The following is a 16519-nucleotide window of genomic DNA, read 5'->3' on the forward strand; positions in this document are numbered from 1 at the left end:
CTGATAGACTTGTACACTTGAAAACTTTCCCCCAGCTGGTCTTACATTATCACCGAGTTTTCTTTACCACGCCGCCTGTCAGCAGGAGCGATCCGGCACCTCAATTGCAAAAACACCACAACGATCGTGATGCACAAACCGATTGCACCAGACAGCAGTCCTGGATGAATGAAGAGACTTCCACCGGCAATCAGCATAATCCGCTCCATAATAGTCATCTTTGAAAACAGCCATCCAATCATCCCTGCTGCAAGTAAAACTACCCCTATTAATGCCGTAATGAAAGCAAAGACAACATGAACAAGTGGTCCTTCCATGAGAAGCGATGGATTTAGCACGAACATAAAAGGAACAATGAAACCGACTATTCCTAATCTGACTGCTGTAAAGCCCACTCGATTCGGGTTACCGCCGGAAATCCCCGCCGCCGCGAATGCTGCCACCGCAACTGGTGGAGTGATTGCCGAAAAAATGGAAAAATAAACGATAAATAAATGTGCGGACATCTTGGAGACACCGAGCTCGATTAATGCCGGAGCCGAAAGCATGGCAGTCAAAATATATGCGGCGGCAACCGGCATTCCCATTCCGAAAATCACACAGATTACCATTACAAGCAGTAATGTCGGAACAAGCATGCCTTCCGTTAATCCAAGCAAAATACTTGTTATTTTTCCGCCTAATCCAGTGGACATAATGCCGGCGATGACCAAACCGGCTGATGCACATGCGGTTGTTACGGGAATAGCAGATTTCGCACCGTCAACCATTGCTTCGAAAATTTTTCGTACGCCCATGCGGGTATTTTTCCGGAACCAACTTATCATGATTACTGCAAGAATGCCATAAAATCCGGCCCTTGATGCACTGTTACCAAGCAACAGAAAGCAGACAACCACAAGTAATGGGATAAAAAAATACCAGCCATCCCTTAATACATGCGATATTTTAGGGAGATTCTTCTTTTCCTCCCTCGGCAAATCAAGACGCAGTGCCTCAAAATGAACCATCGCCAGCAGCGAAACATAGTAAAGCATCCCTGGCAGTATTGCAGCAATGATGATTGTCATGTAGGGTAATTGTGTCACAGCTGCCATCAGAAAGGCGGATGAACCCATAATAGGTGGTAAAATACTTCCACCGGTCGACGCCGCCGCTTCAACTGCAGCTGCAAATTTAGACGTATAACCCGCCCTTTTGCTCACCGGTATAGTAAACGCACCTGTAGTCACAACATTTGCTGTCGGGCTTCCCGAAATGGATCCGAACAGCGCACTGGACAGAACCGCCACTTTGGCAGCCCCGCCTTTTGACCTTCCAGCAATCGCTGTCGAGAGGTTAAAGAAAAATTCCCCGGCGCCCGCCTTTTGTAAAAAGGAACCGAATAGCAAAAACATAAACACAAATGTAGCTGCTACCGAAACCGGAGAGCCCCAAAGCCCATTAAAACTGAACGCCAAATCATTCAAAATCGCCGTAAGAGATAACTCCCGGTGTCCCCAAAGTCCTTGCAGATGATGCCCCCACACCGCATAACTGATCCCAATCAAAACAATGATGATAATCGGCATCCCAATCGTACGTCTTGCAGCTTCCATGCTTAAGAGCACAAACACCAGTCCAAAAAATATATCAAAGCCTGTCAGCGGATCAAGCATTGGAATCCGCTCAGCAATCCATCCCGCGCGAACCGTAAAATAGATGCCGGCTGCAAACGCCAAGGATGTCAACAGAAGATCTAAAAAAGACGGTGTATTTCGTTCATTTGATTTGGAAAATCCGTATCCCATAAATGTCAATCCGATGATGAAAGCCAGATGAATGGCCATTTGATTGATAGGATCCAACTTCCCCCAAATTACCGACCAAATCTGATATGCAGATAATATAAATGCGACTACCGCAAATATTTTCAAATAGATTCCCTGCAACTTCCGCTTCCACCCTTCTGCAAGCATATTCTCACAGTACCTTTTCCCATCCATATGGGGTCCTCCTTTCATCAAAGCTAATTAGTCCAGTAAGCCGACTTCTTTAAAAAATTTCTTTGCACCGGGATGAAGCGGAACTTTTCCAACTTCAGCAATGTTTTTATCTGTCAGGTTTTCAAATTCATTATGAACCGTTCGAAGGTAATCCAGATTTTGATAAATCGCCTTTGTCACCTGGTACACTTGTTCCTTTGGCACATCGTTGTTAACGATCAGAATCGCTGGCGTATAAAGCGTATGGACACCATGCTTCTGAAATGAATAACTTCCGGATTTTATGACGCCCGCTTGCATACCAAGCTTTTCCGACACAGCTCTGATAACGTCCCTGTTGATTGACAAAAATTTGAGATCGTTCAGACTTGCAGCTTTGACGATATCACCGGATGGAACAGACACAGCGTCTCCCGTTGCATCAATGCGATTGTCAGCCATCAATTCAAACGTTTTTGAACCGCTTAAATGATCAACTGAACCTCCCCAGGATTGGATGTCTTTATATGTAACCCCGTATTCCTTCAAAATTGTCCGCGTTATAATTTCACCTGCCGATCCCTCCTGATCAACAGCCAGTCGGATTGGAGCATGATTTTCGACAATTTCATCTAGCGACTCATATTTCATACCTGGGTCACTTGCCAGGAGCTGATAATAATTAGCAGGGATTACCACACTGATTGCCCGGATGTTCGGAAATGCCCTGTCATATGGTTCGTTCCCACTGTAGGCAGCGTATGCAGTCATTGCGTAGGACAAGCCATATGGCGTCTTACTCGAACTGACGCTAACCGGGTTTTCCACTATCCCCCCTGGTTCAACGGTAACAATGGATCCCTCGTTTTCCCGCCGAATTGATTCTGCAATGCCTTCTGTAAAAACAGACCATGCTCCGCCGGTTCGACCACCGACAATGGTTGTATGTAACCCCTCGTTCGAAGTTACTCCATCGCTATTTGCAGTTGCGGTTCCCTGATCCCGACTTCCACATGCAGCCAAAAAAAATAAACTCACGATTAACATAAAAAATAGCAGATTATTTCTGCCTCTACACATACTAACTCCCCTCCTCAACAAACAAACTGATATCAAGCGCTTTGACCGAATGCGTCAGGAATCCCAGCGAGATGCAGTCAACACCTGTTCCATGATAGGCGCCCAGCGTTTCCGGTTGGATACCTCCGGATGCTTCGGTTTGGATTGATTCCGGAACCATCCCGGCGAACCTGCGTACTTCCTCGGGGCTTCGATTATCAAACATAATGACATCAGCACCCGCCGAAACCGCTTCTATCACCTGTTCTTCAGTCTCCGCTTCCACTTCAATTTTCACCATATGGCCGACGTTCTTCCGAGTTTTTTGTACCGCATCTGTAATCGAACCACAGAAAGAAATATGGTTATCTTTAATCATGACCCCATCATACAAGCCATTCCGATGATTTTTACCCCCGCCGGTCACAATGGAGTATTTATCCAGCATCCGCAATCCCGGCGCTGTTTTACGTGTGTCACATATTTGGATCGAATCATCATCTAGCATCTCAACACATTTGCCTGTTAACGAAGCAATTCCGCTCATCCGCTGAATCAGATTCAAAATGACCCTTTCCCCTGTAAGTAAGGAAATAATTGGACCATTCACCCGGGCAATTGGCTCACCCCTCGAAACCTTGTCACCATCAACAACAGAAGTATCCACCTCAATGGCAGTATCCAACAACGCATACACTTCCTTAATGATTGCTGATCCGCAAATTATCCCATCTTGCTTGGCTATAAAAACTCCGCTCCCGGTTTTACCCGTAGGAAATATTGCCTGGCTGGTCAGATCTCCCTCCCCCATATCCTCCAGCAAATAAGACTGTAGCATTTTTCGTAACTGTATTTTGTTCATACCGTTCCTCCTGCAGATTTTGTTATATATATTTCCATATGTCTTTACATATAGGTTTACATATATTAAACAGAAACGCAAGAGGATTTTACGTCTGATAAAATGATGGATGGCACCTATCCAAAGATAAGCATGTAAAAAGCCGACTCCTTTTTAAGGATCCGGCTTCTGTAAGACTTATTATATTGTCAGTGGAATCCGATATAAATACTGTTACATCCTGCCCGATTTGATAATCGTAATCACCATAAGCACGAACATAAGAAATGCGATGACCGCACCGAATTCGATGATGGGTAATTCCCAAATGAAGGTGTCTTTTCCCACAATCGCAAAGCCGATAATAAGACTGGCCATCAGAATACTGAACGCGAGCATCAGAATGCTGAAGGCGAGACGATTACTGAGTTTATCAATCCGGCGCATAATCCGGTCGCCCCGTTTCACATTTATATCGAGCCCAATTTTTCCTTTCTTCACAACGTCCATAACATCCTTCAGATCCTGAGGCAGTTCAGAAATTATGCTGATATCTTCCCCAATTTCCTCCAGTGAATTGCGTACAAGTTCTTTTGGACGATAGCGCCGCCACATCAGCTTTTGCGCAAAAGGTTCTGTCGCCCGCATGAGGCTGAATTCCTCATCAAGCCTTCTTAACACACCCTCAAGTGTTAGAATCACCTTACTGATAAGGGCAAGTTCGGCAGGAATTTTAATATAGTTAGCGTATGCCACATTAAAAATATCAAGAATAATCCGTCCGAGACTGAGATCTTTCATTTTAATATTTTCATAACGGGCATGAAGATCATCCAAATCACGCCGCAGTACTTCAATTTTGGTCTTTTCTCCGATAATATCCATTTTCGAAAAAGTTTTGATCATTGCTTTGGTGTTTCCCTGGTGAAGGTTCACGATAATCGAAGCAAAATGCTGCTTCTGTTTTTCATTTATCAAACCGGTTTCCCCAAAATCATAAAAAGCGATGGTATTATTCGGTAAAATACAGATGTTTCCGGAATGCGGATCCGCGTGAAAAAATCCATTATCAAGCAGTTGATGCAGCATTGCATCAGCTAGACGCCTGGCAATTATTTTCCGGTCATATCCGTTTGCATCAAGTTCTTCTACTTTAGAAACTTTGATTCCGTCGATTTTTTCCATCGTCATCACCCGTTTAGTCGAAAACTCCCAGTAAACGAGTGGAACCTTGACATGTGCCTTGTCCTCAAACTGTTTGGAAATCCGTTCCGCTCCACGTGCTTCCATTAAGTAATCCAGCTCATTTCTAAGCGAGTTGGACAGTTCTCCGATAATGTCACAAAGACGGTACCGTGGTGCCCAGGCAGTCCGTTCCTCCAGAATTTTTCCGATACCATGGAGAATCTCTAAATCGGTGTCAATCTTGGATTTAAGCGCGGGTCGCTGCACTTTAACAACAACAGCCTCACCACTCAGCAATCTGGCAGTATGTACCTGTCCAATCGACGCTGTTGCGAGCGGCTCGGGATCTAGCCACTCAAACAGATTCTCGAGTGTATCGTCCAGTTCGGTTTCAATCGTATATTGGACATGTTCATAAGGGATAACGGTAACATGATCCTGAAGTTTTTCCAGTTCTTCCGTAATCTCCGACGGCAATGCATCATAACGGGTACTGGCAATCTGCCCAAGTTTAATAAACGACGGTCCTAACTCCTGTAAGGCATTCCGCAGCCGCTTCCCTATACTTTGCAAATTCCGGTTAGTTTCATCTGGCTCTTTCCCTTTGGCGAGTCCGCGGTCAGTCAAACCAACCCGAAACAAAAAATGGCTGAATCCGTTTTTCATAAATACATTAACAATTTCCCGGTACCGCTTTGTATGCCTGATTCGTTGTCCGAGCACTACAATCAGCTCCTGTTTCATCGTTCCAAACTACTTGTTATGTTCCTTTTTCAAACTATATTTAAACGCTAATACCCATCCCTGAAAAATCCATTACCTATTTGTATGCAGCAGGTTTTGCGGTATAACCGTTCATCTTTCCGTCACTTACCAAAATATACGCCGCGCAATTCTTCCGTCATCGACTCCACAAGTTCAGGACGCCCATGAAACTGTGCCGGGGTGTTTTGAAAAAGTTCCACCTGCCACTCACTGTCATTTTTCGCAGCAATCAACGTCTGATGTGCATTCACCGATGGTTCAATGTCCGATTTACCCGGAGGCACCATCCCGGCAATTGCATGTAGTAATGCAGAATCATTACCTAATGCCCGTACACCTTTTATTTTTGTAACAAAAGGTGCTGTCGGATGACTTTCAAAAATTGGTCCAAGATGAGCCAAAATTTCCCGCTGCCCAATAAGCTTGCTCCCGTCAAATCCGATTTGCACCCCTTCTTCGGAAAATTTCTCCGCCATCCCCTTAGCATCGCGGTCATTCCATGCACGTATCAAATTGTTGTATAGTGCAATAACCTCGTCCCGAATTGATTCGTTCACCATATATCCCCCTTGCATTTTTTTAGTTTCCCCCATTGTACCACCGATTCCGCAAAAAATTCAGAGATGCACCTTCCGAAACCTTTAAATGGACTGCTTAAACAGGGAAGGGTGAAGCTCACAGGATAGTCGCTGAAATTTCCAAATTAACACTGCTACCATACTAATTAATCACATTATCTCTCAACCTGCACTTATTTTGTAAACACCGGGCTGAAGGGTTACAATATACCCTGAGAGGAGTTTATGCATGCAGACAAATTACAACTTACCGGAAAAAATCAATGATCTATTAATCGAACATACACGCACTAACAATCAATTACAGGAACTGATCAAGGATGGCGGCTATGTTCCGCCGAGTGAAGATTTGCTGGTTGATGCAATCACCGCACTCAGCATGGGCAAAAACGTTCTGCTAAAAGGTCCGACCGGCACAGGGAAAACAAGATTTGCCGAAACGCTTTCGAATCTCTTTCGCCAGCCGATGTTCAGCATTAACTGTTCGGTTGACCTTGATGCGGAGAGCCTGATGGGCTTTAAAACGCTCGCGTATGAAGAAGAAAAGCAGGTTATTCAATTTGTTCCAGGACCCGTTACAAGTGCAATGAATGCGGGAACCTTCCTTTATATTGACGAAATAAACATGGCCAAACCGGAAACGCTGCCGCTTTTGAACGGTGTACTCGATTATAGACGCACCGTAACCAATCCATTTACCAATGAACTTATTACCGCAAAAACTGGATTCAACGTCATTGCAGCGATCAACGAAGGTTATGTCGGTACCGTTCCGTTAAATGAAGCACTGAAAAACCGCTTCGTCGTTATCGATATACCGTACCTGCAAGGCGAACAACTGAAAGAGTTGATTCAATCACAGACATGGTTAACTGACGAACGGTTAACTGATCTGTTCGTTTCGCTGTCTGAAGATCTGATCCATGCTGCGTCGCAAGGAAAATTATCCGAAGATGCCGCGTCCATTCGGGCCCTGCTTGATGCGTGTGATCTTTGTTCCGTCATTCCACCGCAACGCGCCATTCAGCGGGCGATCACCGATAAACTGGATGAACAACGTGAGCAGGAATTTGTGAAAAATCTTGCCGATACGTTTTTCCAGTAATCCTGCAATATCTGGAGCAAGGAGGGCTGCACATGAAGTATAACCGCTGGGATGATTCAAAAATCGATACGGCATTGTATATGCTCCTTCAGGATTTGACAACTGTTTTTTCCAATCAGCCGGATCTCACTTTCGAGTATAAGCACGGATCATTTATCGATATTCCTGAGAAAACCGTGTCTGGCAGTCACCATTGGGATGTAAACGAAAAAAAGATTCAGCAATCTGGCTATAAATCCGACGTTTTTCTGAGGGTCTTGGGAACGTTGCATCATTCGCACCTTCCCTCGGTCCATTCCTTTTCCGAAAACACCGCTCAAACAAAGCTGTCGAAGTTTTCCATGCAGTTTTTCACATTACTGGAAGATCTGCGGCTCGAGAATCTGATCGTAAAAGGACGACCAGGTACAGAGCGGGATTTCACCATACGCCGCAACTATTTGAAGCACTATTTTGATACACAGCGATCGACCAATGTGACACGCGGTTATCCGCTTGATGAGTTGTTTTGTCTCATTTATCTGCTGTTGCAGGCGGATCAGCCGGATCCAAACTTTCCGGGGGCATCAGAAAAACAGTTAAACCAATTGGAAAAAATCAAACCGCTTCTCTATCGGGCATTCGAAGCAACAGACACACTTAATGTTGCAAAAATCACGGAACAAATTACACAGATGCTTGAAGAAAATTATCACGACATGTTCAACACATATTTTGCATTTCCAATCACCCATCACGAGCAGTTTACGAAAGACACTGTATTTGATGAACTGACCCGTACTGATCCATTGGAAAATGATGACCGGGAAGATACCGATCAGAACGACAGCGAGTATATCGATGAGGAATTTTCCACCTGGCATAGGGAAAATGAGAACAATGATCGAAAGCAGACGTTTTTACAGTTCGAATTGGATTCAGGTACAAAAACAAATATCCAAGGTGGAAACGCCCGCGAAACCGAGGATGGCGATCAAGCGGAAGGAACCATTCAGGGAGAATCAGGAAAAAGTGACCGGAACGACTATTCCAACGTGGATTCACTGCAAAAAAAAGTTACTTCTTCTGAAGAACGAGAAGCAGATGAATCCGGCTATGGAGAGGCTAATCAGTATGCGGCGGCTATCGACAAATACGCCACAGCACCAACTGAGGCAGACAAACAGTCCTATCAGGATGCTGTCAGAAAAATTGAGGACCACAAACGCCGGCTTGCCACAACGATTGAAAAAGTACTGGAGCACCAAATGAACGCTCCACGGAAAAATTTATTGTTCGGCAGATTATCCAAAAAACTCCTGCCCGTTATCACGGACGAAAATCCGCGAATCTTTTATAAAAAGAACGACGAATCAAGCGCAATCGATGCTGCATTTACGCTGCTCGTGGACTGTTCTGCCTCCATGCATAATAAAATGGATGAAACGAAATTGGGAATTACGCTGTTTCATGAAGTGCTTAACCAACTGAAAATCCCGCATTCGATTATCGGTTTCTGGGAGGAAGCAAATGATGTGAAGGACACCTATCAGCCGAATTATTTTCATCATGTCCACCAATTCCAGGATTCTTTTTATCGAAATAACGGCGCCAACATCATGCAGCTGGAGCCACAGGAAGACAACCGGGACGGATTCAGCATTCGCCGCACAGCCGAGCAGCTTGCAGCCAGACGGGAAAAGCACAAATTCCTGCTCGTCTTCTCGGACGGCGAACCGGCAGCCGCTAATTACGACCAGAACGGCATTATCGACACAAATGTCGCCGTCGCTGAAGCACGCAAACAGGGGATTGATGTCATCGGGATGTTTCTGGCTGAAGGCGAAATTGATGAGCGCGAAGATGCAACAATGCAAAACATATACGGCCGCGAACGTCTTATGATCCCGGGAGTTGAACAGCTGCCCGAACATTTCGCGCCATTGTTAAAGCGGTTATTGCTGCGAACGGTATAGGATGTGTTAAGGAAGGATATAAAGATTCCTTCCTCATGTCCACTTTCAAACAGCAAATGAAACCTTTCCGAATCGGATTAGTAACACGGAGCGTGAGGTGTGGTGCTGCTCTTTACCTCCCCCCTTCAATCCGAAGCCATGCTCCCTTCATCATAATCCTGCCTGCATACCGGTTTAACTTGTTATTCGAACTATTCCCACACCAGACTATTCCTTACCAAAAACTTACCATCAAATGTTATCGGTACACCCTTTCCATCCCGTACTGCATGAATATGCAGATGCGGTTCGGAAGTATTTCCTGAATTACCGACAAGGCCGATTGGTTCTCCCTTTTGAATGGTGTCGCCTTCTTTTGCCATAACACTGTTTTCCTGCATATGCGCGATAAAAACTTTCGCATTTTGTTTTTCACAGCTGATTATTACATGATTTCCACCTGGCTGTTCGGAATTTGTATCCGGCGGAATTAAATCCAGTAACTGCTTCTCTGCATCCATTATTTTACCTGAACAAGGGCTATACACTTGATCACCAAAAATCACATATTTCTCCAGTTCGCTCGGATATAGTCCGGCAGCACGCAGTCCCCATTTGTTCAATTCCACAATGTCCAGCGCATATTTTTGTTTCGGATAGGCGTTATGATAGTTAATTTGCACATGGTTTCCACCCTGACCTATGTAATATACGCCACTTTTCAATGGAAACTCAAGCTCAATTGCCTGATTATCAGTTGTATAACCGCTAAAGGTCCATACATTGTACAGACCAAAAACAAGTGCAAGCACAACATACAAACCAATAGACCATTTCTGTTTACGGCTAAAAGGCGTGCGAAAAGGTAAAGGACGAACGTTTTTCCATGATCGATAAACAGCAGCCACTAATAAAATCAGCCACACAAAGCGTAAATAATAACTGACCCAATCCCATCGCCCCGATGAGTATACCCAGAAAATGAACACCACCGTAAACAATGCCTGAATCATCCATTCCAGTTTATTTTGAAACGACGCTTTCCATAATGAAAAAATGAATACAGCAGGTAAGATCAATTGCACCAACAGCAATTGAAGAATTGCAAATGTCATTCATTCCCCTCCATTGGACGTCTTGATCAATTACTTAACATCCGTATCAGTCAATAAACCAAAACCAGGTGCACACAACAAGATTCCATTACACTACAGTTGCATGTTTTTCACGATGTGGTATTAATGAATTTATTCGAAAAGAAATAGGATAATGTGGCTATAAACAAAACGGCTAATAACTGAAGTACGGAACTTTGTCCAAATCCTGCTTTCTGACTTGCGGTACCGTCCGTTAAGGATAAATCCGGAGAATAAAGCGCTGTTAAAACCAACCCTGATAAAATTTGATATAAACTATACAACAAAGCAAAGCTGACGATAAACACAATATATTTTTTCAACATTATTCACCTCTTATTACGTGATACGAAAATAGCGGCCAAAAGTTTCAGGCTGGGAAGTTTCTGACAAGCCCCGTTGTGTCGGTTGCAGATAATCAGTTGCAACAAAATCCCGGATGTTCCAAATTATTTCATTGACACATCTCAGTTAGTATATTACACTTTTCAACATGAATTTCATAGAAGCTTATCCAGAGCGGCTGAGGGATCTGGCCCCGTGAAGCCCGGCAACCTGCGCACGTATATGCAAGGTGCCAAGTCCAGCAAATCGCGTTACATGCGTTTTGGAAGATAAGATGATATCAATCTCCTTCCAAAACGGGAGGTTTTTTTATATTTGATAAATTTTTTGTGTCATACTGCAGGAAAAATATCTTAACCAAACCCTTGTATCCGCAAACCAGTATTACACCAAAGGGGAGTTAAAAAATGAGTACACCGGAATTTAAGAAAGGAAATGCATTTGCGTTATTTCCATTTATCGTCTTTTTACTGTTATTTATCGGCTCCGGACTGATTAACGGAGATTTTTATAAATTACCAGTTCTTGTTGCAGTGTTTATTGCTGTTTTATTCGCACTGTTTATGAATCGAAAAATGGCCTTCAAAGATAAACTGGATCATATGACAAAAGGTGCGGGCCACCCCAACATAATGCTGATGGTCATTATTTACCTGCTTGCCGGTGCATTTGCTGCCGTTGCAGAAGGTGTTGGTGCAGTTGAGTCCACTGTCAATCTTGGGTTGACCTTTTTACCGCAAAATATGTTAATTGTAGGATTGTTCGTAATTGGCTGCTTCATTTCCATATCAATGGGAACATCAGTCGGAACAGTTGTTGCACTCGCTCCGATCGGTGTCGGACTAGCTGACCAAACGGGAATGAGCACTGCACTGATCATGGGAGCCATTATCAGTGGAGCAATGTTTGGCGATAACCTGTCCATGATTTCCGACACGACTATCGCTGCTGTTCGTACACAAGCTGTTAAAATGAGTGATAAATTTAAAGTTAACGTCTATATTGCACTGCCCGCGGCAATCATAACTGCTGTTATCTTTGGTATCATGACGCTGAATACAAGCGGCGGGGTAAGTGGAGAGCATCCATATGATCTGGTTAAAGTATTGCCGTATCTTGCTGTACTGATTTTTGCGGTTGCTGGTGTCAACGTCATTTACGTTTTGATTGGCGGAACCATTTTTGCCGGAATTGTAGGTTTGTTTTACGGTAAATTCGATGGTATGGGATTTCTTAATCTGCTCGGGGATGGCATGGCTGGAATGCAGGAACTATCCCTGTTATCCATTCTGCTCGGCGGATTGGTTGAATTAATCCGTGTCAATGGCGGTATCGATTACCTGTTAAACATGATCAGCAGTCGGATTAAATCAAGAAAAGGTGCTGAGGCAGGTATAGCAGGATTAGTCAGTGTTTTTGATATTTCAACAGCGAACAACACCATTTCGATTATCAGTGTTGGTTCATTGGTTAAACAAATTTCCGAGCGGTTCGGAGTTGATCCACGACGAGCTGCGAGTGTGCTGGACATCTTCGCCAGTACATTCCAGGGAATTTTGCCGTATGGTGCACAGCTGTTGGCAGTTGCCGGCGTTGCATCTATTTCCCCGGTTTCAATCATGCCTTATTGTATTTATCCGGTATTGCTTGGAGTAGCCGGTGTGATTGCAATTGCAACAGGTTTCCCGCGCTTTTCCACCGGAAGCAAACCATCAGAAGAAACAAACCAAACAACGGAGGCTTAGAATGAAAGTAGTGGTTGACCCTTATAAGGATCAACCACTTTTTTTAAAAAGATAATCCCGCATCACAGATATCGGTACGGTAAAAGTGCCCGCTCGAAAATAGTCGTTATGCACAACGCAATACTTTCATCACCCGCCATCCAGTTATCAGCCACTTCGTCTAGTTTATCAGCCAGTCATACAATTTTATCAGTCAGTTAAGAAAGTTTATCGGTCAGTTCTTCAGTTTTATCAGTCACTTTCCATTATTTATCAGTATTTCAGCAAATCCTAAATATCAATAACGTAACCTCATTCCACTATTTTTCTGGTTATTTTTAGGGTTCCAATACCATTTTGGGTCAGCACCTCTGTTTTATAATTTATTTGCGGCAACAATCATAAACATCGGTCTCCGGTTTTCATCCTTCATGTTGGGGTCTGTCGCCAGCATTTCTTCTGTTGGAGTCGGTTCCTTAATAGCCGTTATTCCAAATCCGGCACTAATTAAGATATTTACATAACTTGAAACCGTTCGGTGATACTTCATTACAGGTTCTGACAAAAATGAAGTATGCCGTATTCCTTCTGACTGATAATGATCAACAGGCCAATACAGACGATTGCCTTCCTGATCATAGTACCAATCCTGCTCATTTCGGGATGTAAAGATAGGATGTTCTACTGAAAAGATAAACTGTCCCCCGGGCTTTAACCAGTGACAAATGTTTTTTGCAAGCGGGCGAAACGATTCGATGTAATGGAATGCCAGGGAACTTATCACGACATCAAACGATTCATCCTTAAATTGAACGTCTTCAATAGCTGCATGGATATAGGAAACGTTTGGATTGTTTGTTTTTTCGCTTGCCCGTTGCAGCATCTTTTTGGAAATATCCACCCCTGTCACAGATGTTGCATGCTGTTCGCCGACATGCCGGCAATGCCATCCAAATCCACACCCCAAATCAAGTACATGCTTATGTTAAAATCCGGCAGCAGCGATTTTAATACCGGCCATTCTCCGGCACCTTCCAGCCCTTTAAGAGATCGTGGCATACGCTCATACGCTGCGAAAAAATTCACATCGTCATATTTGTTTTGCTTCATCTCATGTCCCCCCCTTATTCAATCATTCACTATTTCCATTTTATCAAAATAAAAAAATATCCGCTTTTGTTTAGCAAAATCTGGTACAAATATTACTGATAGAAGCGTGATAGAACGTGCAAAACCTGTATCGAAACGTACGAACTCACTCCGAAACGTGCAAACAGGCCACCAAAACGTTCGAATACATTTATACCGGATATTAAACAGTATTAACATCACTTATATAACAGATCTAAAAAAAATTGAAACTAATTCATCCCCCTGTTATAATAAACAAATATTTATATATATAACAACAAACGAAAGGAGTTACATAAATGAAACAAAAAGGTTTGGCGTCACTCTTATTTATTTCATTATTACTAGTCTTAAGTGCATGCGGAGACTCGGATAATGGAAATGTAAGCAGCAGTGATCAGGAAAAAGCGGATGGAAAATGGGCGGACATTCAGGAATCAGGCAAAATTGTCTATGGTACTGCAGGAACACTATACCCTGCTTCCTATTATCCGGAAGACTCAGACAAGTTAACCGGTTATAATGTTGAGGTAATGCGGGAGATTGCCAAGCGTTTGAATCTGGATATTAAATTCGAAACAATGGCCTTTGATGCGATGCTGGCATCACTTAAATCCGGCCGGATCGATGTCATTACTGCAGGACCTCGGGAACAAAGCAGAAAGAAATTTACCTTCAGTGAACCATTTAAACATTCGTATTCGACGATGATTGTGCGAGCGGATAATCTATCAGGCATCACAACATTGGAAGATTTAAAAGGCAAAAAAGCCGGCGGTGCTGCGACAACGGTTTATAGTGATATTGCCCGAAAATTCGGTGCGAAAGTAAAAACATACGGCAATGCGACCAACGATGTCTATTTACGGGATGTTGCGAATGGCCGAACGGACGTTATTATAAATGATTATTACTTACAAAAACTTGCTTTGAAAGCATTTCCAAAACTTGATATTAAAATCCATCCAGACTTAAAATTCCATTCGACAACAGTAAATGTTGTAATGCCTAAAGATTCTTCAAAATTGGAGAAAAAAATCAATCAGGCACTTGCTGAAATGCACAAGGACGGAACACTGACCAAGCTTTCCAAAAAGTTTTTTGCCGGTGAAGATGTTTCCAAAAAGCCCGATGAAGAAATTAGAGAAATCGAAGGAATAGAGTAAATCTGTTATGCTTGATTTACAGATTGATGAGGTGCAATTAGGAAAATTATTTGATTGGCAGCTTGCCTGGGAAAGCTTACCCTTTGTCCTTGAAGGTTTACCAGCAACATTAATCGTTGCACTTTTTGGTATGACATTAGGACTGGTTTTCGGATTTTTTCTAGCACTGGCACGAGGATCCAGGCAGATTGTCTGGCGCTGGCCGGCACGGATGTACATCTCATTCATGCGTGGCACGCCTATTTTAGTATTTTTATTTATCTTATATGCCGGACTGCCCATGATCGGAATAAAATTATCGGCAATTCTCGCTGCTATTCTGGCATTTGGCCTAAACAGTGCAGCATACATTGCCGAAATAAACCGATCATCCCTCAATAGTATTGATTCCGGTCAATGGGAATCGGCAAAAGCTTTAAATATGGGCTATTGGCAGACATTGATTAAGGTTATTTTACCACAAGCAATCAGGACAGCAATTCCACCATTGTCAAACGTTTTTCTGGATATCGTAAAAGCAACCTCTTTGGCAGCGGTTATAACCGTTCCAGAGCTGTTCCAAAAGGCGCAAATTGTTGCTGGTCGCACGTATGACTCATTGACAATGTATATATTGGTCGCACTGATTTACTGGCCGATTTGCATGATTATTTCTCATTTCCAGGACCGGTTGGAAGCCAGATACAGCAGATTCATATAAATATTTTCAAGCCTAAATCACTCTTCGATTTAGGCTTTTTCAACTTTTCATATCCACGATGTGCGCCTCCAACGTTCTTTGGCCTGACTGTGTAAAACCTTGTATGCTACGGTTGATATAACTCCTGCAAAAACTGTCCAAATGATTGCTGTTTTCATAATCACTCTCCTTTTCGGTACCCTTAGCCTGTCAAAATTCGTTATTTTTAGAATTATACTAAAATTGCATTGCTTTGTAAAGTCTAATTTTTATTTCACGAGCCTTCAGGCGCAAATTTTTGTGGGCGATGTGTTTGAGCGGATTATTTTCAGATACCGTCATTGCTTCCAAACATAAGTTGTTCCGGCTTAAAGCCTTTTTCAATAATTGCCTGTTTAATTTTTGCTTTCGTTTGGCCGTCAACAACGTTCCTGGTTTCCACATTAATTTCCAAAGCATGCGTATCAACATTAACAACTTCCACTTCCGGTTCCGGTAAAATACGATTTGGCAAATATTTATCTAAAATCATTTTAACCTCTCTATTGGCACGTTTCCGTAATCGCTGGTAGGCATACTCGTCTTCTATCTGATTCGTACGCGAGTTTTGCCCGATATAAAATTGGAGATCCGGATTGTTTTTCGGATGGGCTTTTCCGTGATATCCACCATGCAAAAAGTCATATCCAAGTTCATCCAGAACCATCTCGATCTCATAAGATGATAGGTGTTGATTAAAATTCTCTTTCGCCTTTAAATATTCCCATGGCAAGCCCATATTTGCATACATGACAAACGAAAAAATAAGAACCAGCAGAGCACTCCCCAACACCCATCGCTTTATCAAAGGATTTCCCCCTTACGAAATTTTGCCAGCGTTACCTTTGCAAATTAATGCATAAGCTAC

At 43.1% G+C, this 16519-nt stretch carries 13 protein-coding genes, 1 pseudogene and 1 riboswitch; of the genes and pseudogenes, 5 read left to right on the forward strand and 9 right to left on the reverse strand.

Annotated elements, in window-relative coordinates:
- Window positions 1–41 precede the first annotated feature (41 nt).
- From ABD010_RS17380 to ABD010_RS17400, 5 genes are all read right to left on the reverse strand, one after another.
- On the reverse strand, window positions 42–1985 hold the full coding sequence (locus ABD010_RS17380) for a TRAP transporter permease (protein WP_343816009.1): 1944 nt from the start codon (window positions 1983–1985) through the stop codon (window positions 42–44).
- Window positions 1986–2012: 27 nt separating this feature from the next.
- Window positions 2013–3044 carry a TAXI family TRAP transporter solute-binding subunit gene (locus ABD010_RS17385; protein ID WP_343816014.1) on the reverse strand — a complete coding sequence of 344 codons (1032 nt, stop codon included), beginning with the start codon at window positions 3042–3044 and terminating at the stop codon, window positions 2013–2015.
- Window position 3045: 1 nt separating this feature from the next.
- The gene (nadC, locus tag ABD010_RS17390) at window positions 3046–3885 is read right to left on the reverse strand and encodes a carboxylating nicotinate-nucleotide diphosphorylase (RefSeq protein WP_343816015.1); all 840 of its coding nucleotides are present in this window, start codon (window positions 3883–3885) and stop codon (window positions 3046–3048) included.
- Window positions 3886–4098: 213 nt separating this feature from the next.
- Window positions 4099–5793, reverse strand: a complete 1695-nt coding sequence (locus ABD010_RS17395) for an ABC1 kinase family protein (RefSeq protein WP_343816017.1) — start codon at window positions 5791–5793, stop codon at window positions 4099–4101.
- Window positions 5794–5915: 122 nt separating this feature from the next.
- The gene (locus ABD010_RS17400) at window positions 5916–6374 is read right to left on the reverse strand and encodes an SgcJ/EcaC family oxidoreductase (RefSeq protein ID WP_343816020.1); all 459 of its coding nucleotides are present in this window, start codon (window positions 6372–6374) and stop codon (window positions 5916–5918) included.
- 247 nt (window positions 6375–6621) lie between these two features.
- On the opposite strand from ABD010_RS17400, the gene ABD010_RS17405 reads away from it, so the two are divergent.
- Both ABD010_RS17405 and ABD010_RS17410 read left to right on the forward strand, forming a co-directional pair.
- Complete coding sequence (locus tag ABD010_RS17405) at window positions 6622–7497, forward strand: ATP-binding protein (protein WP_343816023.1); 876 nt, start codon at window positions 6622–6624, stop codon at window positions 7495–7497.
- Between the two features lie 32 nt (window positions 7498–7529).
- Complete coding sequence (locus tag ABD010_RS17410; protein WP_343816026.1) at window positions 7530–9452, forward strand: vWA domain-containing protein; 1923 nt, start codon at window positions 7530–7532, stop codon at window positions 9450–9452.
- A 191-nt stretch (window positions 9453–9643) separates the two neighbouring features.
- On the opposite strand, the gene ABD010_RS17415 is transcribed toward ABD010_RS17410, so the two are convergent.
- Together ABD010_RS17415 and ABD010_RS17420 are read right to left on the reverse strand one after the other, a co-directional pair.
- Window positions 9644–10546, reverse strand: coding sequence for a M23 family metallopeptidase (locus ABD010_RS17415; protein ID WP_343816028.1), 903 nt, complete (start codon window positions 10544–10546; stop codon window positions 9644–9646).
- A gap of 110 nt (window positions 10547–10656) precedes the next feature.
- Window positions 10657–10893: a hypothetical protein gene (locus ABD010_RS17420; protein ID WP_343816031.1), complete on the reverse strand. Its 237-nt coding sequence runs from the start codon at window positions 10891–10893 to the stop codon at window positions 10657–10659.
- Window positions 10894–11074: 181 nt separating this feature from the next.
- A riboswitch (SAM riboswitch) is annotated at window positions 11075–11188 on the forward strand.
- A 131-nt stretch (window positions 11189–11319) separates the two neighbouring features.
- On the opposite strand from ABD010_RS17420, the gene ABD010_RS17425 reads away from it, so the two are divergent.
- Window positions 11320–12657, forward strand: coding sequence for a Na+/H+ antiporter NhaC family protein (locus ABD010_RS17425; RefSeq protein ID WP_343816034.1), 1338 nt, complete (start codon window positions 11320–11322; stop codon window positions 12655–12657).
- Between the two features lie 355 nt (window positions 12658–13012).
- Here the strand turns inward: ABD010_RS17425 and ABD010_RS17430 are convergent.
- A pseudogene (locus ABD010_RS17430) lies at window positions 13013–13746 on the reverse strand (class I SAM-dependent methyltransferase).
- Window positions 13747–14066: 320 nt separating this feature from the next.
- Here ABD010_RS17430 and ABD010_RS17435 point away from each other — a divergent pair.
- Both ABD010_RS17435 and ABD010_RS17440 read left to right on the forward strand, forming a co-directional pair.
- Window positions 14067–14933: a transporter substrate-binding domain-containing protein gene (locus ABD010_RS17435; RefSeq protein WP_343816037.1), complete on the forward strand. Its 867-nt coding sequence runs from the start codon at window positions 14067–14069 to the stop codon at window positions 14931–14933.
- Window positions 14934–14940: 7 nt separating this feature from the next.
- On the forward strand, window positions 14941–15633 hold the full coding sequence (locus ABD010_RS17440) for an amino acid ABC transporter permease (RefSeq protein WP_343816040.1): 693 nt from the start codon (window positions 14941–14943) through the stop codon (window positions 15631–15633).
- Window positions 15634–15940: 307 nt separating this feature from the next.
- Here ABD010_RS17440 and ABD010_RS17445 read toward each other — a convergent pair whose 3' ends face one another.
- Window positions 15941–16459 (reverse strand): hypothetical protein, encoded by a 519-nt coding sequence (locus ABD010_RS17445; RefSeq protein WP_343816043.1) that lies wholly within the window; start codon window positions 16457–16459, stop codon window positions 15941–15943.
- Window positions 16460–16519 lie beyond the last annotated feature (60 nt).

This window comes from Virgibacillus siamensis, from assembly GCF_039522605.1.
Lineage (GTDB): Bacteria > Bacillota > Bacilli > Bacillales > Amphibacillaceae > Lentibacillus > Lentibacillus siamensis.